Genomic DNA, 21,795 nt, shown 5'->3' with positions numbered 1-21,795 from the left:
AGGTGACCTCAGCAACTGGACCGGGAGGTGGCGGCATCACCGAGATGATGACTGGCGGTCGGGGCGGCGGTGGAGGCACCTCCGGGCGCCGGCCCGACCCGGCCGACCGCGCCCAGCTCGAGCGCTCCCCGGTCCGCTGGAGCCGGGTGGCGGCGTTGTTCCGCCCCTACCGCTGGCAGCTGGCCGTCGTCATGGCTCTGATCGTGGCGTCCTCGGGAGTCGCGCTGGCCACCCCGTTCCTCATCCGCCTGGTCATCGACGAGGCGATCCCCGAGCAGGACGTGCCGCTGCTGGTGTGGGCGGTTGCCGGGATGCTCGCCGTCACGGTGGTCACCGCGATCTTCGGCGTGGGCCAGACCTGGCTGTCCACGACCGTCGGGCAGCGGGTCATGCACGGCCTGCGGACGGCGGTCTTCACCCACCTGCAGCGCCAGTCGCTGGGCTTCTTCACCCGCACCAAGGGCGGGGAAGTGCAGTCGCGGCTGATGAACGACATCGGCGGCATGCAGTCGGTGGTCACCTCGACCGCGACGTCTTTCGCCTCGAGCGCCACGACGGTCATCGGCACGGTGGCCGCCATGGCCGTGCTGAGCTGGCGGCTGTCCCTGCTCTCGCTCGTGGTGCTGCCCCCGGCGGTCTGGCTCACCCGCCGGGTCGCCCGCATGCGCCGCGCGATCACCGCCCAGCGCCAGCGGCACCTGGCCGACCTGCACTCGCAGGTGGAGGAGGGGCTCTCGGTCAGCGGCGTCCTGCTCGGCAAGACCCTCGGCGCCGGGCCGGCGCAGTCGCAGCGGTTCGCCGGCACGTCGGAGTACCTGGTCGACCTCGAGGTGCGGTCGCAGCTGGCCGGCCGCTGGCGGATGGCCACGATGAGCATCGTCTTCGCCGGCATCCCGGCACTGATCTACCTGGCCGCCGGACTGCCCGCGACCTCCGGCGGCATGACGATCGGCACCCTGGTCGCCTTCACCACGCTGCAGAGCGCGCTCTTCCGCCCGCTCGTGCAGCTGCTCGACATCGGCGTCTCCCTGACCGCCTCGATGGCCCTGTTCAGCCGGGTCTTCGAGTACCTCGACCTGCGCGTCGACATCGACGACCCCGCCGAGCCGGTGCCGGTCGACGGTGCCTCCGTCCGTGGCGAGGTGCGCTTCGAGCACGTCGGCTTCCGCTATCCCGACGCCGTCCGGCCCGCGCTGACCGACGTCGACGTCGCCGTCCCCGCGGGCTCGGCACTGGCACTGGTCGGCGAGACCGGCTCGGGCAAGAGCACGCTGGCCTCGCTGGTCGCGCGGCTCAACGACCCCACCACCGGACGGGTGCTGATCGACGGCGTCGACGTCCGCGACGTGCGGCTGGCCGACCTCGCCCGCATCGTGGGCGTCGTCTCCCAGGAGACCTACCTGCTGCACGGCACCGTGCGGGAGAACCTGCTGCACGCCCGGCCCGACGCCGCCGACGAGGAGATCGTCGACGCCGCGCGCCGGGCCCAGGTGCACGACGTCATCGCCGCGCTGCCCGACGGCTACGACACCGTCGTCGGCGCGCGCGGGCACCGGTTCTCCGGAGGGGAGAAGCAGCGGCTGGCCATCGCCCGCACGCTGCTGCGCGACCCCCGGGTGCTGGTGCTCGACGAGGCCACCAGCGCGCTGGACAACGAGACCGAGCGGGCGGTGCAGGCCGCGCTCGACGAGGCCAGCCGCGGCCGGACGACGATCACCATCGCCCACCGGCTATCGACCGTGCGGCACGCCGACTGCATCGTCGTCCTCGACGCGGGGCGGATCGTCGAACAGGGCACCCACGAGGAGCTCATGGCCCGGGGCGGCCGGTACTCCCGGCTGGCCGGCATCGCGCAGCGGGACGCCGTCCTCGCCGGCTGACCGGCCCCTGCCAGAGCCGCTTCCGTTTCGCCGATATGCGCACAGATGCGGTTGTCCCGCTCGCACGACCGCGTCGATGCGTATGCCGGCGCCATCGGCGCCGGGCGTGGTGGGCAACGCGCCCTGGATCGTCGCGCGTTCTACGCCTCAGGGCCCGAGGGCTACCCCGACTCCCCGTTCCTGGCCGCCGCCCGCTGAGCCGCCCGGGCCAGAACCGCTGGTCACTCGGCGTGCCGGTCCGGATGCACGTTAGGAACCCGGGGGTGCGTGGGCAGCATGGAAGGAGTCTCGGGCCGCGACATCGGCGTACGTTGACGGCGCCGGGCCCGTCCGCAACCCGCTTGTCCGTCGACCGCCGGGAGGGTGATCAGGTGGCTGGGCACGGAGCCTCGTCCCCGCACGCCGCCCGCGCGTCCGCGGACGACCAGGTCGGTCTCGCGCACACGTTCGTCCAGGCGGTCGATGCGCTGCTGTGCATCGTGGACGGCGACGGACGCATCCTGCTGGGCAATCCGGCCCTGCAGCGGTTCACCGGCGCGGACGGCGACGACCTGCTCGGCCGGCGGTTCTGGGACGTCTGGGTGGTACCCGACGACGTTCCGCACGCGCAGGACGCCATCCGCCTCGCGGTCGCCAGCGGGAGGGCTTTCGCGCAGGAGGCCGACTGGATCGACGCGCGGGGCGATCTCCGGCGGGTCGCGATGCGCAACACCGTCCTCTTCGACGACGACGGGCAGCCCTACGCGGTCGCCTGCGTGGGCATCGACGTCACCGAGGACCGGGCGCGCGAGGCGCGACTGCGCCACCAGACCCGCACGGACGTCCTCACCGGCGTCGCCAACCGGGGGGCGTTGTTCGACGCGCTGCGTGCCGGGCTCGACGGGTCGGACTGCGGGCTGCTCTTCTGCGACCTGGACGACTTCAAGACGGTGAACGACCGGTTCGGGCACGGGGTGGGCGACCAGCTGCTCGCCGAGGCGGCCACCCGCCTGGTGGAGGTGGCCGGGCCCGAGCACCTGGTGTCCCGGTTCGGCGGCGACGAGTTCATCATCCTCTGCGTGGCCGGTGACCAGCGCGAGCTGGCCGAGCTCTCCGCACGCGTCGTCGCACGGCTGGGCATGTCGTTCCCCGGACCGGAGGGGCCGCTGACGATCGGCGTCAGCGTGGGCGCCACGGTCGGTCGCGCCGGCGAGACGGCCGACGAGGTCATCGCCCGTGCCGACCGTGCGATGTACGGGGCGAAGAGCTCCCAGCGCCGCCGGGCGCCCCGGGACTGAGCCGCGGTCAGACCTCGACGGCCGCGGACACCTCCCGGCGGGGCGCGGGGATGCGCGGTGCGGCCACGTCCACCAGCGCCTCGGGCGGTCCGGGCCGGCCGAAGTACCAGCCCTGCCCGTAGTCGACGCGCAGGTCCCGCAGGACGGCGTTCTCCCCGGCGGTCTCCACTCCCTCGGCGACCACCTGGACGTCGCAGCCGTGCGCGAACTCGACCAGGGAGGCGACCAGCTTGGCGAGCACCGGGTCGGTGTCCAGGCCCGCGACGATGCTCCGGTCGACCTTGATCACGTCGGGGGCGGTGACCACGATGTGCCGCAGCGAGGAGAAGCCGGCGCCGACGTCGTCGATGGCCAGCCGCAGGCCGGCGGCCCGGAGCGGCGCGAGGGCGGCGGTCAGCGCCGCGTAGTCCTCGACCGGGTCGTGCTCGGACAGCTCCAGCAGTATCCGCTCGAGCGGCAGCCGGCCGAGGAGGACGCCGCACTCGGGGGTGAGCAGCGTGGCGGGCGAGACGTTCATGGCCACGTACCCGCCGACCCGGTCGAGCAGGGCGGCGGCGCGCTCCAGCGCCAGCAGCTCCAGCCGGTGGCCCGCGCCGACGCTGTGCGCCTCGGCGAAGCAGACGTCGGGCGGCATGCCCCAGTCACCGGGGAAGCGGCTGAGCGCCTCGGCACCCACGCGCCGGCCGGTGGCGAGCGCGACGATCGGCTGGAGAACGACGGTGGGGCCACCGGCGGCGATGAGCGGGTCGAGGCGGCCGGTGATCTCCACGCGCCGCTCCTGCGAGCGGACCTCCGGCTCGATGATCGTGGCGGCCGCCGAGGCCAGCACGTCCATCAGCGCCTTGTCGCGCCTGGTCAGGTCCTTGTCCGAGGTGAGCCCGGCCGCGCAGAAGGTGCCGTAGAGGGATCCGTCGCTGAGGGTGACCGGCACCGAGACGAAGCTGCGCAGCCGCGGCATGCGGGCCGCCGGCAGCTTCATCGCCTCGGGGAAGTCCTTCAGGTTCGGGATCACCTGCGGCAGCTTCTCGTCCAGGACCGCCTGGCAGAGGGTGTCTTCCTGGCGTTGCTGGTAGCCCTCCTGATAGAGGAACGGCACCGAGGTGTCGACGACCTCCAGGTGCTGGGTCGTGCCGTCGAGCCGGCTCAGGAAGGCGACGCTGAGCCGCAGGGACTTCCGCGCGGTGTGCAGCAGCTCGGCGACCTGCTGCTCGGCTGCCGAGCGTTCTCTGCCCACGTGCTTCTCCTCCGCCGTGCCCGTTTCCGCGTTCATCGGCCGGCCAGGGCAGGTACTGGAGCGGTCTCACCCCACGGTGGTGCCGGTCAGGGCCAGCGGTCGGCCGGGGTGCTCGCGCCGCGCTCGGTCGGCACGAGCGCCGCGAACCCCAGCAGGACCGCAGAGCAGGCCTGGGGGTCGTACGGGCCGCCGACCGGCAGGCTCAACCCGGGGCCGAGGAAGTTGCCGTCCGGCAGCTCGTACAGCCAGGCGTCGTCGTGCACGGCCTGGTGCATGGCCGTGCGCACGACCGGATCGGGCTCGGGGGGGCGAGATGCGGGTCGAGGCGCGGGCTCCGTCGTCACGGGCCGGCGGCGCCTCCGGCCGGGCACCATGCCGGGGATCTGGGGTGCGTCGTCCCCCCGCCGTCCGAGCAGCCGATCGAGGAAGCCCACCGTGGTCTCCGTCTCCCGGGGTGCCGCCGCGGCACCCCGTCGGCGGGCCATCCTGCCGTGCGGGACCGATGGTCCTGCGTCGGGCCTGCGGCCGTGATGTGATCACGGGGAGGCGCGCCGACGACGCCGTGCCCGGAGCGAGGGGGGCTGATGGCCGAGGTCCACGGGCGGTGCGACGAGCGTTTCGCCGGGGTGCGGGAGGCGCTGGCGCAGCAGCTGGACGGCGACGAGCTGGGCGCCTCGGTCGCCGTCGACCTGGACGGGGAGACCGTCGTCGACCTGTGGGGCGGCTACCGGGACGAGGCACGCACCCAGCCGTGGTCGGAGCACACGATCGTCAACGTCTGGTCGACGACGAAGTGCGTGGTCGCGCTGGCGGCGCTCGTGCTGGTCGAGCGGGGCGAGCTGGACCTCGACGCGCCGGTGGGCGACTACTGGCCCGAGTTCTGCGCGAAGGGCAAGAAGGACGTGCGGGTGCGGCACCTGCTGTCGCACACGTCCGGCGTCTCCGGCTGGGAGCAGCCGTTCTCGATCCGCGACATGTACGACTGGCCCTCGGCCACCGAGCGGCTGGCGCAGCAGCGCCCGTGGTGGGAGCCGGGGACGGCCTCGGGCTACCACGCGAACAACCAGGGGCATCTCGTCGGCGAGGTGATCCGGCGGATCACCGGGCTGACCTTCAAGCGGTTCGTGGCCGACCGGATCGCCGACCCGCTGGGCGCGGACTTCCAGATCGGGGCGCGGGAGTCGGAGGTGTCCCGCATCGCGCCGGTGCTCGCGCCGCCGCGCCCCGACGTCGACCCCCGCACGCTGGACCCGGAGTCGGTGAGCGTGAAGACCTTCACCGGGCCGACGGCGTCGGCGAAGGCGGCGAACTCCCCGGAGTGGCGGGCGGCGGACCTCGGCGCGCTCAACGGGCACTCCAACGCCCGCGGTGTCATGCGGGTGCTGCGCACGTTGTCGCTGGGTGGCGAGGCCGGCGACGTCCGGCTGCTGTCGCCGCAGACGGTGGAGAAGGTGCTGGAGCCACAGGCCGACGGGATCGACCTGGTGCTGGGTGCGCCGTTCCGCTGGGGGACGGGCTTCTGCCTCGGCTCGCCGACGGTGCCGTACGTGCCCGAGGGGCGGACCTTCTTCTGGGGTGGCTGGGGCGGCTCGCTGGTGGTCATGGACCTCGACCGGCGGCTGACGATCAGCTACATGATGAACAAGATGGGCAGCGGGCTGATCGGGTCGCCGCGCAGCGAGGCGTACGTCCGCGCCGTCTACGACGCGCTGGGCTGATGGAGCTCGACGCCGTCCTCCCGCGGCCGGAGCGCGTCACCCGGCAGTCACGGTGGATCGCCGCGCCGCCGTCGGTGGTGTGGGCGGCGCTGCACGCCGTCCGGCTGTCCGAACTGCCGGTGACGCTGACGCTCTCGGCGGCGCGGTTCCTGCCCGTGGTGCTCTCCGGGCGCGGGTTCGGCCAGCTGCACGACCGGCCGTTCCTCGACGCGCTGCCGGTGCCGCTGCTGGGCTCCCAGGCGCCGTCGGCGGTGGTGTTCGGGGGCGCGCTGCAGGCCTGGCGGCTGTCGGGTGGTGCGGACGGACCGGTCCTGGACGCCGAGCAGCTCCGCTCGTTCACGCAGCGGGGCTGGGTGAAGGCCGCGATGGATTTCCGGCTGACCCCACAGGGCGGCGGGACGGAGCTGAGCTCGGAGACCCGGGTGATGTCGACCGACGCCGAGACCCGGCGGCGGTTCGACCGCTACTGGCGCCTGGTCCGGCCGGGCAGCTCGGCGATCCGGTGGGAGGTCCTCACCGCGGTGGAGCTGAAGGCCATCGGCCGGCTGCCCTGAGGCGTGCGCCAGTGCGCGCGGATGGTGGTCATCCATCCGGATGACCACCATGGGCGCGCAATCGATGTTGGCGGGCAACGGAGAGGGGACGACGCACGCATGGCCTGGACCGAGAAGGACATCCCCGACCTGAGCGGGCGCACGGCGGTGGTGACCGGCGGCAACGGCGGTCTCGGCTTCCAGACGGCGCTCGCGCTGGCCGGTGCCGGCGCGCACGTGGTGGTGGCTGCCCGGGATCCGGGCAGGACGACGGCGGCGGTGGCGCGCATGGCCGAGCGGTATCCGGCCGCGTCGCTGGAGGTGGTTCCGCTGGATCTCGGTGACCTGTCCGTGGTGAAGGCCGCCGCGTCGCAGATCCTCGGTGCGCACGAGCGGGTGGATCTGCTGGTGAACAACGCCGGGGTGATGGCGATGCCGCAGCGGACGACGGTCGACGGCTTCGAGATGCAGTTCGGGGTCAACCACCTGGGGCACTGGGCGTTCACCGCGCACCTGCTGCCGGCGCTGGTGCGCAGCCCTTCGGCGCGGGTGGTGACGGTGACCAGCACCGCACGCCACCGGGCCGGGCGGCTGGACCCGGACGACCCGCACATGACGCGGAACTACGGAGCGTGGGCGTCGTACGCGCGGGCGAAGATGGCCAACCTGCACTTCGGGCTGGGGTTGCAGCAGCAGTTCTCGCGCGCCGGTGTCCCCGCAGCCTCCCTCGTCGCGCACCCGGGGCTGTCGAACACCGACCTGCAGGCGCGGTCGGTGCGAGAGGGCGGCGCCGGCTGGGTGGGGGCGTTCTTCGAGGCGCTGACGGCGCGGTCGGGGATGACACCGTTCGAGGGTGCGCGGCCGCAGCTGCGGGCGGCGACCGATCCGCGCGCCCGCGGCGGGGAGCTCTACGCCCCGCGGTACGGCTCGCACGGGCCGCCGGTGCGGCGGCCGGTCCTGCGCCGGCTCGACCTGCAGGAGCACATCGACGTCCTGTGGGAGGTGTCCGAGCGGGAGACCGGGATCCCGCTGCAGGTGGCACCCGCCTGACCGGCCGGGGTCAGCGGGGGGAGCGGTCCGTGCCCCGGCTCCCGGTTGTCGGGGACGCGGCGTTCGGTCCCGCGCCGCACCGGCTCGCCGCAGACGTCGCACACCCATGAGGCGGAGATGCGGTGTCCGTGGTGGTGCAGCTCGGCCGGCGGGACGTGGCGTTCCCGGCGCTGAGCCGGTCGCTCGACGCGTCGACGACGGCCCTCCGAACTGCTTTCGAACAAGGGTGGCGGCGGCCCGGTTCGCCACCGAGGGCCCGCACGTCCCCGCCGTCCGCGTCCATCGTCCAGAGGTCGTGCGCACCCCCGCCGCGCGTGCTGCTGAACAGGATCCGCGCGCCGTCCGGCGCAGTTCCGTCCCGTCGGCGTCGATCCGCCAGATCTCCGTCTCGACCGCCCCGCGGTCGGAGGCTGAAGGCGATCACCTGCCCGTCCGGGGACCACTCGGGCGCCATGTCGTGGGACATGACCGGGCCGTCCAGGAGAACGGGGGTGGTGAGCCGGCGAGTCGGTCGTCGACTCCGACATCGTGCGGCGGCTGCTCGGGCGGCAGCGGACCAGCACGGCCGTGGACCAGCTGACCGCCCGCGAACGCGACGTCCTGCGGCTCATGGCCGAAGGACGGTCCAACCAGCGCATCGGCGTGGAGCTGTACTGAGCGCCAAGACCGTCGAGACCCACATCGCCGCGGTCTTCGCCGAGCTGGGGCTGCCGCCCAGCTCGCACGACAACCGGCGGCTGCTCGCCGTCCTCACCTGGGCTGCGGAGCAGCTGAAGGGGTGCGCGCACGCCGCACCGGCAGGGGAGCGTGATGATCCGGCGGCCGGGCGGGTAGGGGCCCGGCCATGCCGGAGACCCGATTCGAGCCCTTCGTCCACCTGGTCGACGTCGGCCCTGAGCGAGCACTCGTCGCCTGGGGCGGCTTCTGGTTTCGACGGGACGACGCGGCCGGCCGTTGGCGGGTCGTCGAGGAGGAGCGCCTCGCCGAGGTGGACCCGGGCCGGGTGGACAGCATCGGCGCGCGCTCGGCGCCGTACGGGGAGGCCGTCGTCGAGGTGATCGACGCAGCGGGGGACGTCGTCGCCTCCGCCCGGAGCACCGAGGTCAACCACACGTGGGTGGAGGGGCTGCGGCCCGACACCGCCTACCGCTACCGGATCCTCGTCGACGGGCGTCCGTGGGCAGCCGGCGAGCGCTGGGACTGGGGCCCGGTGCCCCGAGGTGGGCTCGACCTGCGCCCCGCGGGGCGGTCCTACGACCTGCGGTTCCGCACCCATCCCGATCCGGGGGTCCCGGCGCCCGTGGACTTCGCCGTGCTGGGCGACTACGGGGTCGGCGTGGTCGTGGATGCCGAGGGCGGTCGCCGGCAGCAGCGCGTGGCCCAGGTGCTCGACCGGCTGGTCGACGAGCCGGGGATCCGGCTGGTGGTCGGCACCGGTGACAACGTCTACCGCGCACAGGCCGGCCGGGCGCGCGGTGAGACCGGCGGTGAGGACGACGACTGGTACTCCAGCTTCTACCAGCCCTACCGCTACGCGCTGGCCCGCGTGCCCTTCTACCCGGCGGTCGGCAACCACGACACCAGCGACACCGAGGCCGCCGACGACCGTGAGCAGATGCGCGACAACTTCCTGACCGATCTGCGGTTCAGCCCGGAGGCCGCGGGGGAGCGGGCCTCGGCAGACCCGGGCATGTTCTACCGCTTCGGGTTCGGCGCGGACGTCGAGTTCGTCTGCGTGGACACCTCGCTGGCCGATCCCCTGCCGAGCGAGCACTTCTTCGAGAGCCCGAAGCACCGGGACTTCCTCGACCGTGCGTTCCCGGCCGACGACCCCGGGGGGCCGACCTGGCGCTTCCCCTTCAGCCACCACCCGACGTACTGCGCCGGGCCGCACCACCCGAACACCGAGAAGATGATCGAGAAACTCGTGCCGCTGTTCCGCCGCTCCGGGGTGCACGCGGCCTTCGCCGGGCACGAGCACAACTTCCAGCTGTCCCGGGTCGACGGCATCGACTACTTCCTCACCGGTGCCGGCGGCAAGGTCCGCGAGCAACCCCCGGAGGACTTCGAGGCCGCACACACCGTCGCCTGGGCAGCGCAGTCACACCTGCTCCTGGCCCGGGTCGACGGCGACACGCTGGCCGTCACCCCGTACGCGTCGCTGGGCGAGGACGGCGAACCGCAACCGATGACCGCGCTCACGCCGGACAACCTCGTCGTCGAGGTCCCGTTCGTGGTGTCTGCGGCGGGCTGAGCCGCCGGCCGCCGTGGGCGCCGCGGTCTCGAGGGCCTACGACCGGGACCCGCGGCCGGCGCGGGGCGGGAGGCGGACGTCGTCGTCCACCCGCATCGCTGGCTTGGTGAGTAGCACCACAGATGCCACTCTCGCGGGGTGCTACGCATCGACGTACGAGAGCTTCGGCAGAACGCGAGCAGATACCTGGCTCGCGTCAAGGCGGGTGAGACCGTCGAGGTGACCGAACGAGGTGTGCTCGTCGCCCGGCTCGTGCCTCCGCTGCCGTCGGAGTCCGCGCGCGACAGGCTGGTGGCTGCCGGCAGGCTCGTGCCGGCCCGAAACCCGCGGCGCCTGGCGGGGCCATTGCACATCGATGGCCCGCTCACCGGCGAGGTGCTCGACGCTCTCCGCGAGGACCGTCTGTGATCTACCTCGACTCCTCGGCCCTGCTCACGCTCGTCCGTGCCGAGGAGTACAGCGCCGACCTGGTCGCCTGGCTGGCCGATCGGCCGGATGTGCCGCTCGTGAGCAGCGCGCTGGCGCACGTCGAGGTGTTGCGGACGTGCCGGCGCATCGACGAGCGGCTGCTGGACCCGGGCCGCGCCGTCCTCGCGGCACTGGACACCGTCCCCGTCGACGACGGCATCCTCGAAGCAGCCGCCGAGTTTCCCGGGGCAGGCCCGGCCGCTAGCGTTGGCGACCGAGGCGGTAGCCGATCAGGACGCCGATCAGGGTCAGGACGGCGCCGCCGACGGCACCGAGCGCCAAGGTCTGCACGTCGCCGGACGTGCCCGCGGGAATGCCGGCGCGGCCGGCGAACACCGCCGGAGCAGCCTCACCTGCCGGGACGGCGTGGTTGCCAGCTGCGTCGGCCTCCGACGTCGAGCTCACCGCTGCCGCAGACGGAGCAGCCGCCGCGGCACCGGTCAGCTCGTCGTCGATCGCCTTGAAGAACTGGCCGGCCATCCGCTTGGCCACACCGGTGATCATCCGCTGGCCCACACCCGCCACCGGGCCGCCGATCACGGCGTCGGCCGAGTAGGTGAGGTTCGTCTTCCCGTCCTCGGCCGGCGACAGGTTGATCGTCACCGTCGCCCGCGCGTTGCCCGGCGCACCGGCGCCGGACGCGTGCATCACGTAGGACGTCGGGTGCTGCTTGTCGGCCAGCTTCACCTCGCCCGCGTACGTCCCGCGGATCGCGCCGACGCCGACGGAGACGTTCATCCGGTACTCGTCGTCCCCGACCTGCTCCAGCGTCTCGCAGCCCGGGATCGTCCGCGCCAGCACCGCCGGGTCGGTGATCACCGACCACACCTTGTCCGGGTCGCCGTGCAGCACCGCAGAGCCGTCCAGGTTCACGCCAGAACTCCGTTCTCGGAACGGCGCTCAGCGGCGGCCGTCCGTTCAGCCGTGGGGTTTCGCACCAGGTCGTACAGCTCGGTCGGCGAGATGGGCATCGACGTGATCCGCCGGCCCACCGCGTCCTCGATCGCCGAGGCGATCGCCGCCGTCCCCGGGATCACGCCCGCCTCGCCGGCGCCCTTGATGCCCAGCGGGTTCAGCGGCGACGGCGTCTGCTGGTGGTCGATGTCGATGTCCGGCACCTCGGAGGCGTAAGGCATCAGGAAGTCCATGAACGAGGCGTTCTGCAGCTGCCCGTCGGCGTCGTAGGCCATCCGCTCGTACAACGCACCCCCCACGCCCTGCGCGACGCCGCCGTGCACCTGGCCCTCGACGATCATCGGGTTCACGACGTTGCCGCAGTCGTGCACCACCGCGTACTTCACGACGTCGATCTCCCACGTCGCCGGGTCGATCTCCACGATCGCCGCGTGGGCGCCCGACGCGAACGTCGACCGGATCGGCGAGTAGTAGTCGCGGTGCTCCAGGCCCGGCGCGTCGCCCTCGGCGACGGGCGGCTTGTCGTCCGACCCGGCCCGCGCGAACTGCGTCGCCTGCTTCGCCGCCTCGTCGAACGCGTACCGCAGCGGGTTGGACAGGACGGCCACCGTCCGCAGCGGGATCGACGTCCCCGGCACACCCTTCACCTGCACCAGGCCCTCGTCGATCTCGAGATCCTCCGGCGCGGCCTCCAGCACGTCCGCCGCGATGCGCAGCGCCTTCTCCCGCACCCCGCGGGCGGCCAGGGCGATCGCGTTGCCGCTCATCACCGCGGCCCGCGAGGCGAAGGTGCCGACGGCGTACCCGAAGCGCCGGGTGTCGCCGGTGGTCACCTCGACGTCCTCGATCGGGACGCCGAGCTCCGAGGCCACGATCTGCGCGAACGCCGTCTCGTGGCCCTGCCCCTGCGAGGTCAGCCCGGTCGACACCAGGACCTTGCCGCTGCCCAGCACCTGCACGTGCCCGCCCTCGTACGGGCCGGGCCCGGTCCCCTCCACGTACATCGCCATGCCGACGCCGAGCAGCTTCCCGCGCGTGGCCGCCTCGGCCCGCAGCCGGTCGGCCTCGGACCAGCCGACCAGCGTCCGCAGCTTGTCCAGCAGGCCGGGGTAGTCACCCGAGTCGTAGATGACCGGCCGGCCGTCCTGGAACGTCAGGTGGTGGTCGTAGGGGAACTGGTCGGTCTGGATCAGGTTCCGCTCGCGGACCAGCGCCCGGTCCAGCCCGAGGTCGTCGGCGATGCGGTCCATCGTGCGTTCCATCGCGTAGCAGCCCTGCGGCCGCCCGGCGCCGCGGTACGGCGTCACGATCACGGTGTTGGTGAACACCGACTCCACGACCACCCGGTACACCGGGATCACGTACGGCCCGACCAGCTGGGTCGCCGTCACGATCGGCACGATGATCCCGTAGGGCGTGTACGCGCCGTTGTCGTGCCAGATGTGGACGTCGAGCGCGGTGATCCGGCCGTCGTCGTCGTACCCGACGGTGATCTCCTGCCGCTGCTGCCGCTCGTGGGCGGAGCCGATGAAGTGCTCGCGCCGGTCCTCGGCCCACTTCACCTCCTGGCCGAGCGCGATCGCGGCCATCGGCACCAGCAGCTCCTCCGGCCACGGGTGCACGATCTTCACGCCGAACCCGCCCCCGACGTCGGGCGCGATCACCTCGACCTTGTCCAGGCTCAGGTCCAGTTTCGCCGCGATCGCCGCGCGCACCGACGTCGACGCCTGGGTGCTCGTGTAGACCCGCAGCGACCGGTCGTCGGAGTCCCAGCGCGCGTGCACGCCCTTGCCCTCCATGGGCATGCAGGCGCTCCGCTCGATGTACTGGGTGAAGGACAGCGTCCGCGGCGAGGCGGCCAGCGCCGGCTCGACGTCGCCGGTCTCCTGGTGGTGCCGGGCCGCGACGTTGTCGGGGATCTCCTCGTGCACCGCCGCGGTCGCCGCTCGGGCGACGTCCACGCCGACGACGACCGGCAGCTCCTCGTAGGTGACGAGGATGCGGTCGCAGGCGTCCTCGGCCACGTACCGGTCGGTGGCGACCACCATGACGATCGGCTCGCCCACGTGGTTGACCTCGCCGTTTGCCAGCGGGAACCCCGTCCGCGGCGCATGCATCTGCGGGTGCGGGATGAGCACCGGCAGCGGCTCGGCCATCGGGCCGGTGAGGTCCTCGTAGGTGTAGATCGCGACCAGGCCCTCGACCTCGAGGGCGGCGTCGACGTCGATGTCCACGATCCGGGCGTGCGCGTGCGGGCTGCGCACGAAGGCGGCGGCCAGCGCGTTCGGGCCGATGTCGTCGAGGTAGCGGCCCTTGCCGGTGATCAGCCGCTGGTCCTCGCGCCGGCGGACCGGCTCCCCGAAGAGCTTCGTCGTCATCGGGCCTCCTCCATGGCCGCATCGACCGGAGCCGGAGCCGCGGCGCCGGATGGGAAGCCGGGCCGTGACGCGGCTTTCCATCGGTTGGCGCGGCTCAGGCGGGCCGCGGGCGTCACGCGTCGTCCTTCATCGCGGTGGCGGCGTGGCGCACGGCCTTCTTGATGTTGGCGTAGCCGGTGCACCGGCAGAGGTTTCCGCCGACCAGTTCGTCGACCTCCTCCTCGGAGATCTCCTGCGCGTTGTCCCGCGATTCGAGCCCCGCGGCGATCGTCATCAGGAAGCCCGGCGTGCAGAAGCCGCACTGCAGGGCGTGGCACTCGCGGAACGCCTCCTGCACCGGGTGCAGCACCTGGCCGCCCTGGTGGTCGTCGCGCGCCAGCCCCTCCACCGTGCGCACCGACGACCCGTCCACCTGGACGGCGAGCATCAGGCACGAGCGGACCGGGTCGCCGTCCACGATCACCGTGCATGCCCCGCACACGCCGTGCTCGCAGCCGACGTGCGTGCCGGTCAGCCCCAGGTCGTGCCGCAGCGCGTCGGACAGCAGCCGGCGGACCGGCACGGTGGCTTCACGTGGAACACCGTTCACCGTGACGGCGATCGTCCGCTCCGTGTCGACACCGGTCATGCGGCCCTCCCTCTGTTGGTGGCTCGGTTCCGCACTCGCTCCGCTCCTCGCTCGCCGGCGCTCGCTGCGATGCTCACTCGCGCGTCGCTCTCGCGGCGGCTTCGGCGGCAGCCTCGGCAAGAGTTCTCTCGGTCAGCACGCCCACCAGCAGGCGCCGGTAGTGGGCGCTGGCGTGGATGTCGGTGTCCGGGTCGACCAGCGTGCGGGCCAGTGCGCCGGCGGCGGCCCAGTCGGCCTTCTCCACCGGCGACCCGGCGACCGCCTCGGTCAGGTCGTGCACCTCGGGGGTCAGCCCCACCGAGACATAGGAGGCGCGGACGGACGCCACGCGCCGGCCGGCGTCGAGCGTGACGACGACGCCCGCGCCGCAGACGGCGTAGTCGCCCTTGCGGCGGGCGACCTCCTGGAACGCGGTCCCCGACCGCGGTGGCAGCGCGGGGAAGAAGGCGGAGGTGACGACGGCGGGCCCGGCGATCGACGTCTCCAGCGGGCCGACGAAGAGGTCCCGCCAGCCCACGACCTCGGAGCCGGCCGCGCCCGCCACCGTGACCGAGCCGTCGGTCAGCGCGAGCACCGCCGTCATCTCGCCGGACGGGTCGGCGTGTGCGATCGAGCCGACGGTGGTGCCGCGGTTCCGGACCGCCGGGTGCGCGACGTTCGCCGTCGCGCGGGTCAGCAGCGGCTGGCTCCGGGCGGCGGCGTCGTCGTGCAGCAGCGAGTTGTGCCGAACGAGTGCCCCTACCGTCACGCCGTCCCCGGTGACCTCGATCGAGTCCAGGCCGGGCACCCGGTTGATGTCGACGAGCGTGGCCGGCGCCGCGAGGCGCATCGAGAGCAACGGCAGCAGTGACTGGCCCCCGGCCAGCACCTTGGCGCCCTCCTCGGCGAGGACCTCGAGGGCCTCGTCCAGGGAGCCTGGGTCGGCGTAGCGGAAGGGGGCTGGCTTCACCGGCTGCGGTCACCTCCGTGCGAACGGCTGCGGAGACGTCACTCTGTCACCGGCCGGAGGCGGGCGAAAGTACCTCAGCGCTAAAACTTCGCCACGGCGCCACCGGAACGCCACCGGCCGGCCGGGACCGTCCGTCGCAGGATCCGTGCTTTCCCGGCGACGCCCCCCGGACGCACGCCGTCCCCGGGCCTCGAACGGGGTCCGGAGACCTCGTTCGGAGCGCCGGGGACCACGGGGTGCGACGGAGCGGACGAGCGGCTACCGGCGGTGCGCGCCCTCTCCGGGCGTGCTGCCGCCGAGAACACCGGGGCGGCCGACCTGGTCGACGGACGACGGGTCGGGTCGCACCTCGTGGCCCCCGGCGTGCCCCAGGGTCGGGCCGGTTCCGCCCACGAATCCGTCCTCCTCCAGGAGTGCGGCCTTCATCTCCGGGGGCGCGACGGCCCGGGCGATGTGCCAGCCGACGACGACGACGATCGTGCCGAACGCGATGCCGCTGAGCGGGAAGGTGTCGGTGACGTTCAGGGTGACGTTGCCGATCGCGATGATGATCCCGGCGGCCAGGGGCACCAGGTTGATCGGGTTGGCGAAGTCGACCCGGTTCTCCTTCCAGATCTTGGCGCCCAGCAGGCCGATCATCCCGTAGAGGACGACGGTGATCCCGCCCAGCACGCCACCCGGGATGATGTTGATCAGCGCGCCGAACTTGGGCACCAGGCCCAGCAGGATGGCGACGACCGCGGCCACGTAGTAGGCCGCCGTCGAGTAGACGCGGGTGGCGGCCATGACGCCGATGTTCTCCGCGTACGTCGTCGTCGGGGAGCCGCCGACCGAGGTGGCGACGACGGTGGCGACGCCGTCGGCGAAGACCGCGCGGCCCATGACGGGGTCCAGGTCGCGCTTGGTCATCGCCGCGACCGCCTTGACGTGCCCGGCGTTCTCGGCGATCAGGGCGATGACGGCGGGCAGCACCAGCAGGCTGAAGTTGACCGAGAAGCTGGGCGCGGTGAACTCCGGCAGGCCGATCCAGTCGGCCTGGGCGACCGCATCGAAGTTGATCCGGTCGCGGGTGGTCTCCCCGCCGGTGCTCGGGTCGAAGGAGGTGATCGGGCCGGCCGTCACATCGAGCAGGACCGAGAGCAGGTAGCCGAAGATGAGGCCGAGCAGGATGGAGATGCGCGACCAGAAGCCGCGCAGCAGCAGCGACGCAACGATCACGAAGGTCATGGTCGCCAGGCCGACCCACTGGTCCTGCGGCCAGTACACCCCGGCCACGACCGGGGCCAGGTTGAAGCCGATCAGCATGACGACGGCGCCGGTGACGGCCGGGGGGAGCGCGGCGTTGATCGCCCGGGCGCCCATGAAGTGGATGACCAGGCCGGCCAGGGCCAGCACGACCCCGGACACCAGGATGGCGCCCAGGACCGCGGCGTCGCTGTCCGTCTGGGCTCGTACCGCGAGGACGCCGCCGACGAAGGCGGCGCTCGTGCCCAGGTAGCTGGGCACCTGCCCCTTCACGATCAGCAGGAAGATGATCGTCGCGACGCCGCTCATCATGATGGCGAGGTTGGCGTCCAGCCCCATGATCAGCGGGAAGACGAAGGTCGCCCCGAACATGGCGACGACGTGCTGTGCGCCGATCCCGACCGTGCGCGGCCAGGAGAGGCGTTCGTCAGGAGCGACGGCCTCTCCGAGCGGGGGCGTCTTGCCGTCCCCGTAGAGCTTCCACCCGAACGCCATGAGTGCCTCCTCGACGTGCACTTCGACTCGATGCGGTGCCGGTCGACGGGCGTCGTCCCACCGCGCGGCGTCACTGTGTCACCGCACACACCTCTGACGGAAGTACCTCAACGCTAAATCGTTGTTGCACGCAGATGCCGATACTTCACCGCTGAGAGATCGGTCGGTACGGTCCGGGGATGAGCCCCTCAGCCCCCTCCGGTGGAGACCCGGCGGTCTCGGTCCAGCTTCGATCCGGGGTCTACGCCGACTCGGTCAAGCTGATGCAGGTGAGCCGCCGGATCGGCGCGCGCGACGGCGTCTGGGCCGTGCTGGTCGCCATGGCGACCCCGCTGAACCTCGAGCTCGCCGTCGGCATGGGCCTGGCTCCCGACGGCGAGTCCTCGCCCGAGCAGCTGCTGATCGCCGTGCGGGCCGAGGACGACGACGCGCTGGCCGCCGCGCTCGCCGACGTCGACGCCGCTCTCGCCGAGCGGGAGCGCTCCACCGGCACCGCCGACGCCGTTCCGCACCGCACCGTCGGTGCGGGGCTCGACGACCTGTCGCACGAGACGCCGGCCCTGGCGATCGTCAGCGTGCCCGGGGCATACGCCGCCGCCGAGGCCGCTGACGCGATCGCCGCCGGCCGCAGCGTGCTGGTCTTCTCCGACGGCGTGCCGGTCGAGCAGGAGGTGGCGCTGAAGCGAGCCGCGCACCAGGCCGGCGTCCTGGTCATGGGCCCCGACTGCGGAACGGCGATCGTGTCCGGCGTCGCCCTCGGTTTCGCCAACGTCATCCGCCCCGGGCCGGTCGGGCTGGTCGCCGCCTCCGGCACCGGCGCCCAGCAGGTCTCCTGCCTGCTCGACATGGCCGGCGTCGGCGTCTCGCACGTGCTCGGCGTCGGCGGGCGCGACCTGTCCGAGGCCGTCGGTGGCCTCGCCACGCTGGACGCACTGGCGGCCCTGGACGCCGACCCCGCCACCGAGCGGGTCCTGCTCGTGTCCAAGCCCCCGGCGCCGTCAGTGGCCGCCGCGGTGACGTCGTTCGCCGAGGGGCTCGGCGTCCCGGTCCGGTCGGCCGCGCTGTCGCCGGAGAGCCCCGACCTCACCGCCGCCGTCGAGGCGCTCCTGACGGACCTGGGCTTCGACGTCCCGGTGTGGCCGTCCCGTCCCGGGCCGGCCGAGGCGGTCGTGCCCGGCGCGGTGCTCAAGGGGCTCTACTCCGGCGGCACGCTGGCCGACGAGGCGATGCTGCTGGCCTCCCCGGTTCTCGGCGGCATCCGCTCGAACACCCCGCTGGAGCCCGGGCTCGGCTTCGTCGTCGACCCATCCGCCCCAGACCTGTCCGCCTCCGGCCACCTGGTCATCGACTTCGGCGACGACGCCCTCACCGTGGGGCGCGCACACCCGATGATCGACCCGACGCTGCGGCTGGAGGCCATCGCCGGCCTGGCCGCCTCCGACGAGCCCGCCGTCCTGCTGCTCGACGTCGTCCTCGGCTACGGAGCCGACCCCGACCCGGCCGGTGCGCTGGCCCCCGCGCTCCAGGCGGCGCGGGCGCAGAAGCAGCTGCCCGTCGTCATCGCACTGATCGGCACGGAGAGTGATCCGCAGGGCTGGTCGCGCCAGGCCGATGCCCTGGCCGCCGCCGGTGCCGCCGTCTTCTCGTCCAACGCCGCCGCCACGCGGTACGCCCTCGACCTGCTGGGAGCTTCGGCATGACGCTCGGGAACCTGCTCTCCGGCCCGCCGTCCATCGTGGCGGCCGGGGTCGACGTCTTCTCCGACGCGCTGCGCGCCCAGGGTGCCGCTGTCTCTGACGTCGACTGGCGCCCGCCGGGCTTCGGCGACCCGGCCGATCTCGCCGCGCTGGCCCTGGACGCCCGCCGCGCCGCGGCGAACCGCACCGCCGTCGAGCGGGTGCTCGCCGCCGGATCGGTGCTCGTCGACGTCCGGCCGGCCCGCGAGGTGATCGGCCTGGCCGACCGCACCCTGCTGCACTCGGGGCCGCCGCTGACCTGGGAGGCCGCCTCCGGGCCGATGCGCGGCGCGCTGATCGGGGCCTGCCTGTTCGAGGGGTGGGCGGCCGACGTCGAGGAGGCGGAGATCCTGCTCTCCACCGGCGCCGTCACCCTCGACCCCTGCCACCACCACCGCACCGTCGGCCCGATGGCCGGCGTCACGAGCCCGTCGATGTGGATGTGGTGCCTGGAGGACCCGGTCGGCGGTGGGCAGGCGTTCTGCAACCTCAACGAGGGCCTCGGCAAGGTGCTGCGGATGGGCGCCTTCAACGAGGAGGTGCAGGCGCGGCTGCGCTGGATGCGCGACGTGCTCGGCCCGGTGTTGTCCCAGGCCGTCCGCGGCTCCATCGACGCGGGCAACGACCCGCTCGACGTCAAGGCTGTGCTGGCGCAGATGCTCCAGATGGGCGACGAGGGGCACAACCGCAACCGCGCCGGATCGCTCATGACGCTGCGCGAGCTGTCACCGCTGGTCGTGGCCACCGACGCGCCCTCGTCGGACATCGCCGCGGTGCTGCGCTTCATCGGCGGCAACGAGCACTTCTTCCTCAACCTGGGCATGCCGACGGCGAAGCTCGCGATGGACGCCGCCCGCGGCGTCCCGGGCTCCACGATGGTCACCGTCATGGCCCGCAACGGAACGGACTTCGGCATCCGGACCGCCGGCACCGGCGACCGCTGGTTCACCGCACCGGCCAACACCCCGGTCGGCCTCTTCCTCGGCGATTACGGCCCCGACGACGCCAACCCCGACATCGGCGACTCCACGATCATGGAGACCTACGGCATCGGCGGCTTCGCGATGGCCGCGGCTCCCGCGATCGTCCGGTTCGTCGGCGGCACCGTCCCCGACGCCCTGGCGACGACCGAGCGGATGTACCAGCTGACGCTCACCGAGAACCCCGCGATGGCGATCCCGATCATGGGCTTCCGCGGCTCGCCGACCGGCATCGACGTGCTGAAGGTGGCGCGCACCGGCTGGCTGCCGCAGATCAACACCGGCATGGCCGGGCGGATCGCCGGCACCGGACAGGTCGGCGCCGGGCTGGTGCAGCCGCCGCAGCAGTGCTTCGAGCAGGCGCTCGCGGCGCTCGCCGAGGAGGTCCGCACCGTCTGACGCGCGTCGAGTGCGACGAACTCGTGGCCATCAGCCGGTGATGACCACGAGTCCGTCGCACTCGGTGAGCTGTTCGGATCAGGGGCGGCCGGTGCCGCTCTGCGGCTGGCCGACCGAGGGTGCGGTCGCGGCGTCGCCGCCCGCAGCGGGGCGCTCCACCGGGGCCGGCCGAGGAGCGGGCTCCGGCTGGGTGGCGGGGCGCTCGGGCGCCTGGTCCGCCGGCGCGCGGGTCTGCTCCGGTGCTCCGGCCTGCTCGGGCTGGTGCGTGGCGCGGGCGTCGTCGCTCACCTGGGCGCCGTCCACGCCGCCGTCCTGGGCGTCCTCGCTGACCGAGGTGCCGAAGTCGGGGAGGGGCGGGATGTCGGCCGGGCCGGTCCCGGTCTGCGGCTGCTCGTCGGTGGCCGGGTCCTCGGACAGGGGCGCGGCCTCCTCGGCGCTCTGCTCGTCGGTCGAGTCGGGCAGGTCGAAGGGCGTGACGGCCTCGATGGTGGTGGCGACACCGTCCTGGACGGGGCCCGGCAGGACGCCGAAGGCGCCGGCCGAGGTGACGCCGGCGGCGGCGAAGCCGAGCCCGGCGGCTGCCTGGGCGACGGCTCCAGCGGCGCCGAACTTGGCGGCGGCGGCGGCGAGGATCGTGAACATGCGAGGTCTCCTTCTGGAACGCCCCGGGAGCGCCGGCTGAGCCGCTCCTCGGGCAGTGGGGGCCGACTCCGCCGACGCATCGACGGAATCGGTGAGAAGGCCGCTGGCCAGCAGCTCGGCGAGCCCCGCGGAGGGCCGGCCGGACCGGGAGGACATCTCCCGGACCGAATCGGCGAATTGCGCGAGCGAGGCTGCCTGGACCGGGACGGGGCGTCCCGCCAGGTAGGCCTCGAAGGCGTCGTCGAGCTGGCTGGTGGTCATCTCATCCCCGACATCGCCGGCGCGGCTCACAGGGGTACGCCGGTTCGCTCGAGCTCACTCCGAAGGGTGAGGAGGCCACGGCGCTGCAGGGCCTTCACGGCGCCCACCGACCGGTCCATCGCATCGGCGACCTGCTCGAGGGAGAGGTCGCCGACGATGCGCATGAGGATCGCGGCACGCTGGTCGTCGGGTAGTGCGGCGCAGAGCTCGTGCACGGCGACCGACCCGAGGGCGGCCAGTGCGTCCTCCTCGACGTCCCCGCCGGGGATCGCACCGAGCAGGTCGGCGTCGGATCCCCTGACCTGTGGACGGCGGCTGCGCCGACGCCAGTCGTCGACCAGCCGGCGGTGGGCGATGGTGAACACCCAGGCCCGCAGCGCGCCCTCGTCACCGTCGAAGGTGGAGAGGCTCGTGAAGAGGCCGATGAAGCTCTCGCTGGCCAGGTCGTCGGGCTCGAGAGCGCCGTGCAGCCGCAGGTAGCCGGTCACCGAGGGAGCGAGATCGCGGTACAGCACCTCGAAGGCCCAGGCGGCACCCGCGCGGGCGGCCGCCAGCACCTCCGGGAAGGTCGTCCCGACTGCCATCTCGCACCTCCTGCCGGCATGGGATCTGCCATGTCATCGGCAGGCCGGCGCGGAAACGTGAGATGCACGGCGGCGGGACGGGTGACCTGCTCAGCGCCGCACCGACTCCTACGAACTCGTGGCCATCAGCGACTGATCGCCCCCGTTCGCATGGTCCGGCGAGCGGGTC

At 73.1% G+C, this 21,795-nt stretch carries 19 protein-coding genes and 1 pseudogene; 11 read left to right on the top strand and 9 right to left on the bottom strand.

The window, feature by feature from the left end; translation table 11 throughout:
* The first annotated feature begins 2 nt into the window (after positions 1 to 2).
* Both QOZ86_RS00740 and QOZ86_RS00735 read left to right on the top strand, forming a co-directional pair.
* Positions 3 to 1,880 (top strand): ABC transporter ATP-binding protein, encoded by a 1,878-nt coding sequence (locus tag QOZ86_RS00740; RefSeq protein ID WP_284490028.1) that lies wholly within the window; start codon positions 3 to 5, stop codon positions 1,878 to 1,880.
* Positions 1,881 to 2,251: 371 nt separating this feature from the next.
* The gene (locus tag QOZ86_RS00735) at positions 2,252 to 3,157 is read left to right on the top strand and encodes a GGDEF domain-containing protein (RefSeq protein ID WP_284490027.1); all 906 of its coding nucleotides are present in this window, start codon (positions 2,252 to 2,254) and stop codon (positions 3,155 to 3,157) included.
* Positions 3,158 to 3,164: 7 nt separating this feature from the next.
* Here the strand turns inward: QOZ86_RS00735 and QOZ86_RS00730 are convergent, their stop codons facing one another.
* Together QOZ86_RS00730 and QOZ86_RS00725 are read right to left on the bottom strand one after the other, a co-directional pair.
* A complete protein-coding gene (locus QOZ86_RS00730) occupies positions 3,165 to 4,427 on the bottom strand; it encodes an EAL domain-containing protein (protein WP_284490026.1) in 1,263 nt (420 codons plus the stop codon).
* Between the two features lie 50 nt (positions 4,428 to 4,477).
* The gene (locus QOZ86_RS00725; RefSeq protein ID WP_284490025.1) at positions 4,478 to 4,678 is read right to left on the bottom strand and encodes a hypothetical protein; all 201 of its coding nucleotides are present in this window, start codon (positions 4,676 to 4,678) and stop codon (positions 4,478 to 4,480) included.
* 297 nt (positions 4,679 to 4,975) lie between these two features.
* Here QOZ86_RS00725 and QOZ86_RS00720 point away from each other — a divergent pair, with 297 nt between their 5' ends.
* The 7 genes and pseudogenes from QOZ86_RS00720 to QOZ86_RS21090 form a co-directional block, all read left to right on the top strand.
* Positions 4,976 to 6,109, top strand: coding sequence for a serine hydrolase domain-containing protein (locus QOZ86_RS00720; protein ID WP_284490024.1), 1,134 nt, complete (start codon positions 4,976 to 4,978; stop codon positions 6,107 to 6,109).
* Entirely contained in the window at positions 6,109 to 6,663 is a 555-nt protein-coding gene (locus QOZ86_RS00715; protein WP_284490023.1) for a hypothetical protein, read from the top strand. Before QOZ86_RS00720 ends, QOZ86_RS00715 begins: the two co-directional genes overlap by 1 nt.
* 99 nt (positions 6,664 to 6,762) lie before the next feature.
* Positions 6,763 to 7,692: an oxidoreductase gene (locus QOZ86_RS00710; RefSeq protein WP_284490022.1), complete on the top strand. Its 930-nt coding sequence runs from the start codon at positions 6,763 to 6,765 to the stop codon at positions 7,690 to 7,692.
* 528 nt (positions 7,693 to 8,220) lie between these two features.
* Complete coding sequence (locus QOZ86_RS00705) at positions 8,221 to 8,349, top strand: LuxR C-terminal-related transcriptional regulator (RefSeq protein WP_284490021.1); 129 nt, start codon at positions 8,221 to 8,223, stop codon at positions 8,347 to 8,349.
* 187 nt (positions 8,350 to 8,536) lie between these two features.
* On the top strand, positions 8,537 to 9,946 hold the full coding sequence (locus QOZ86_RS00700; protein ID WP_284490020.1) for a metallophosphoesterase: 1,410 nt from the start codon (positions 8,537 to 8,539) through the stop codon (positions 9,944 to 9,946).
* Positions 9,947 to 10,084: 138 nt separating this feature from the next.
* The gene (locus tag QOZ86_RS00695) at positions 10,085 to 10,354 is read left to right on the top strand and encodes a type II toxin-antitoxin system Phd/YefM family antitoxin (RefSeq protein ID WP_284490019.1); all 270 of its coding nucleotides are present in this window, start codon (positions 10,085 to 10,087) and stop codon (positions 10,352 to 10,354) included.
* A pseudogene (locus QOZ86_RS21090) lies at positions 10,351 to 10,587 on the top strand (PIN domain-containing protein); the annotation flags it as partial. The gene QOZ86_RS00695 and the pseudogene QOZ86_RS21090, both read left to right, overlap by 4 nt.
* Positions 10,588 to 10,615: 28 nt before the next feature.
* On the opposite strand, the gene QOZ86_RS00690 reads toward QOZ86_RS21090, so the two are convergent.
* The 5 genes from QOZ86_RS00690 to QOZ86_RS00670 form a co-directional block, all read right to left on the bottom strand.
* Entirely contained in the window at positions 10,616 to 11,287 is a 672-nt protein-coding gene (locus tag QOZ86_RS00690; protein WP_284490018.1) for an SRPBCC family protein, read from the bottom strand.
* Positions 11,284 to 13,707, bottom strand: a complete 2,424-nt coding sequence (cutA, locus tag QOZ86_RS00685) for an aerobic carbon-monoxide dehydrogenase large subunit (RefSeq protein ID WP_284490017.1) — start codon at positions 13,705 to 13,707, stop codon at positions 11,284 to 11,286. Before cutA ends, QOZ86_RS00690 begins: the two co-directional genes overlap by 4 nt.
* 112 nt (positions 13,708 to 13,819) lie before the next feature.
* A complete protein-coding gene (locus tag QOZ86_RS00680; RefSeq protein WP_284490016.1) occupies positions 13,820 to 14,335 on the bottom strand; it encodes a (2Fe-2S)-binding protein in 516 nt (171 codons plus the stop codon).
* A 73-nt stretch (positions 14,336 to 14,408) separates the two neighbouring features.
* A complete protein-coding gene (locus QOZ86_RS00675; RefSeq protein ID WP_284490015.1) occupies positions 14,409 to 15,284 on the bottom strand; it encodes an FAD binding domain-containing protein in 876 nt (291 codons plus the stop codon).
* Between the two features lie 258 nt (positions 15,285 to 15,542).
* Positions 15,543 to 17,024 carry a uracil-xanthine permease family protein gene (locus QOZ86_RS00670; protein ID WP_284490014.1) on the bottom strand — a complete coding sequence of 494 codons (1,482 nt, stop codon included), beginning with the start codon at positions 17,022 to 17,024 and terminating at the stop codon, positions 15,543 to 15,545.
* 179 nt (positions 17,025 to 17,203) lie between these two features.
* On the opposite strand from QOZ86_RS00670, the gene QOZ86_RS00665 reads away from it, so the two are divergent.
* Entirely contained in the window at positions 17,204 to 18,724 is a 1,521-nt protein-coding gene (locus QOZ86_RS00665; RefSeq protein WP_284490013.1) for an AllF/FdrA family protein, read from the top strand.
* Positions 18,721 to 20,139: a YlbE family protein gene (locus QOZ86_RS00660; RefSeq protein ID WP_284490012.1), complete on the top strand. Its 1,419-nt coding sequence runs from the start codon at positions 18,721 to 18,723 to the stop codon at positions 20,137 to 20,139. The genes QOZ86_RS00665 and QOZ86_RS00660 overlap by 4 nt, the downstream gene beginning before the upstream one ends.
* Before the next feature lie 78 nt (positions 20,140 to 20,217).
* Here the strand turns inward: QOZ86_RS00660 and QOZ86_RS00655 are convergent, their stop codons facing one another.
* Positions 20,218 to 21,042 carry a hypothetical protein gene (locus QOZ86_RS00655; protein ID WP_284490011.1) on the bottom strand — a complete coding sequence of 275 codons (825 nt, stop codon included), beginning with the start codon at positions 21,040 to 21,042 and terminating at the stop codon, positions 20,218 to 20,220.
* Between the two features lie 26 nt (positions 21,043 to 21,068).
* On the bottom strand, positions 21,069 to 21,626 hold the full coding sequence (locus QOZ86_RS00650; RefSeq protein ID WP_284490010.1) for an RNA polymerase sigma factor: 558 nt from the start codon (positions 21,624 to 21,626) through the stop codon (positions 21,069 to 21,071).
* Positions 21,627 to 21,795 lie beyond the last annotated feature (169 nt).

The sequence above is a fragment of the Blastococcus capsensis genome (assembly GCF_030165005.1).
GTDB lineage: Bacteria > Actinomycetota > Actinomycetes > Mycobacteriales > Geodermatophilaceae > Blastococcus > Blastococcus capsensis.
This window is presented reverse-complemented; position numbering and strand designations above follow the sequence as displayed.

Bases quoted from the DNA above. Each gene is read 5' to 3' on its own strand.
- QOZ86_RS00670 (WP_284490014.1), bottom strand. From the start codon at position 17,024: ATGGCGTTCGGGTGGAAGCTCTACGGGGACGGCAAGACGCCCCCGCTC.
- QOZ86_RS00655 (WP_284490011.1), bottom strand. From the start codon at position 21,042: ATGACCACCAGCCAGCTCGACGACGCCTTCGAGGCCTACCTGGCGGGA.
- QOZ86_RS00660 (WP_284490012.1), top strand. From the start codon at position 18,721: ATGACGCTCGGGAACCTGCTCTCCGGCCCGCCGTCCATCGTGGCGGCC.
- QOZ86_RS00720 (WP_284490024.1), top strand. From the start codon at position 4,976: ATGGCCGAGGTCCACGGGCGGTGCGACGAGCGTTTCGCCGGGGTGCGG.
- cutA (WP_284490017.1), bottom strand. From the start codon at position 13,707: ATGACGACGAAGCTCTTCGGGGAGCCGGTCCGCCGGCGCGAGGACCAG.
- QOZ86_RS00730 (WP_284490026.1), bottom strand. From the start codon at position 4,427: ATGAACGCGGAAACGGGCACGGCGGAGGAGAAGCACGTGGGCAGAGAA.
- QOZ86_RS00680 (WP_284490016.1), bottom strand. From the start codon at position 14,335: ATGACCGGTGTCGACACGGAGCGGACGATCGCCGTCACGGTGAACGGT.
- QOZ86_RS00650 (WP_284490010.1), bottom strand. From the start codon at position 21,626: ATGGCAGTCGGGACGACCTTCCCGGAGGTGCTGGCGGCCGCCCGCGCG.
- QOZ86_RS00710 (WP_284490022.1), top strand. From the start codon at position 6,763: ATGGCCTGGACCGAGAAGGACATCCCCGACCTGAGCGGGCGCACGGCG.
- QOZ86_RS00700 (WP_284490020.1), top strand. From the start codon at position 8,537: ATGCCGGAGACCCGATTCGAGCCCTTCGTCCACCTGGTCGACGTCGGC.
- QOZ86_RS00665 (WP_284490013.1), top strand. From the start codon at position 17,204: ATGAGCCCCTCAGCCCCCTCCGGTGGAGACCCGGCGGTCTCGGTCCAG.
- QOZ86_RS00715 (WP_284490023.1), top strand. From the start codon at position 6,109: ATGGAGCTCGACGCCGTCCTCCCGCGGCCGGAGCGCGTCACCCGGCAG.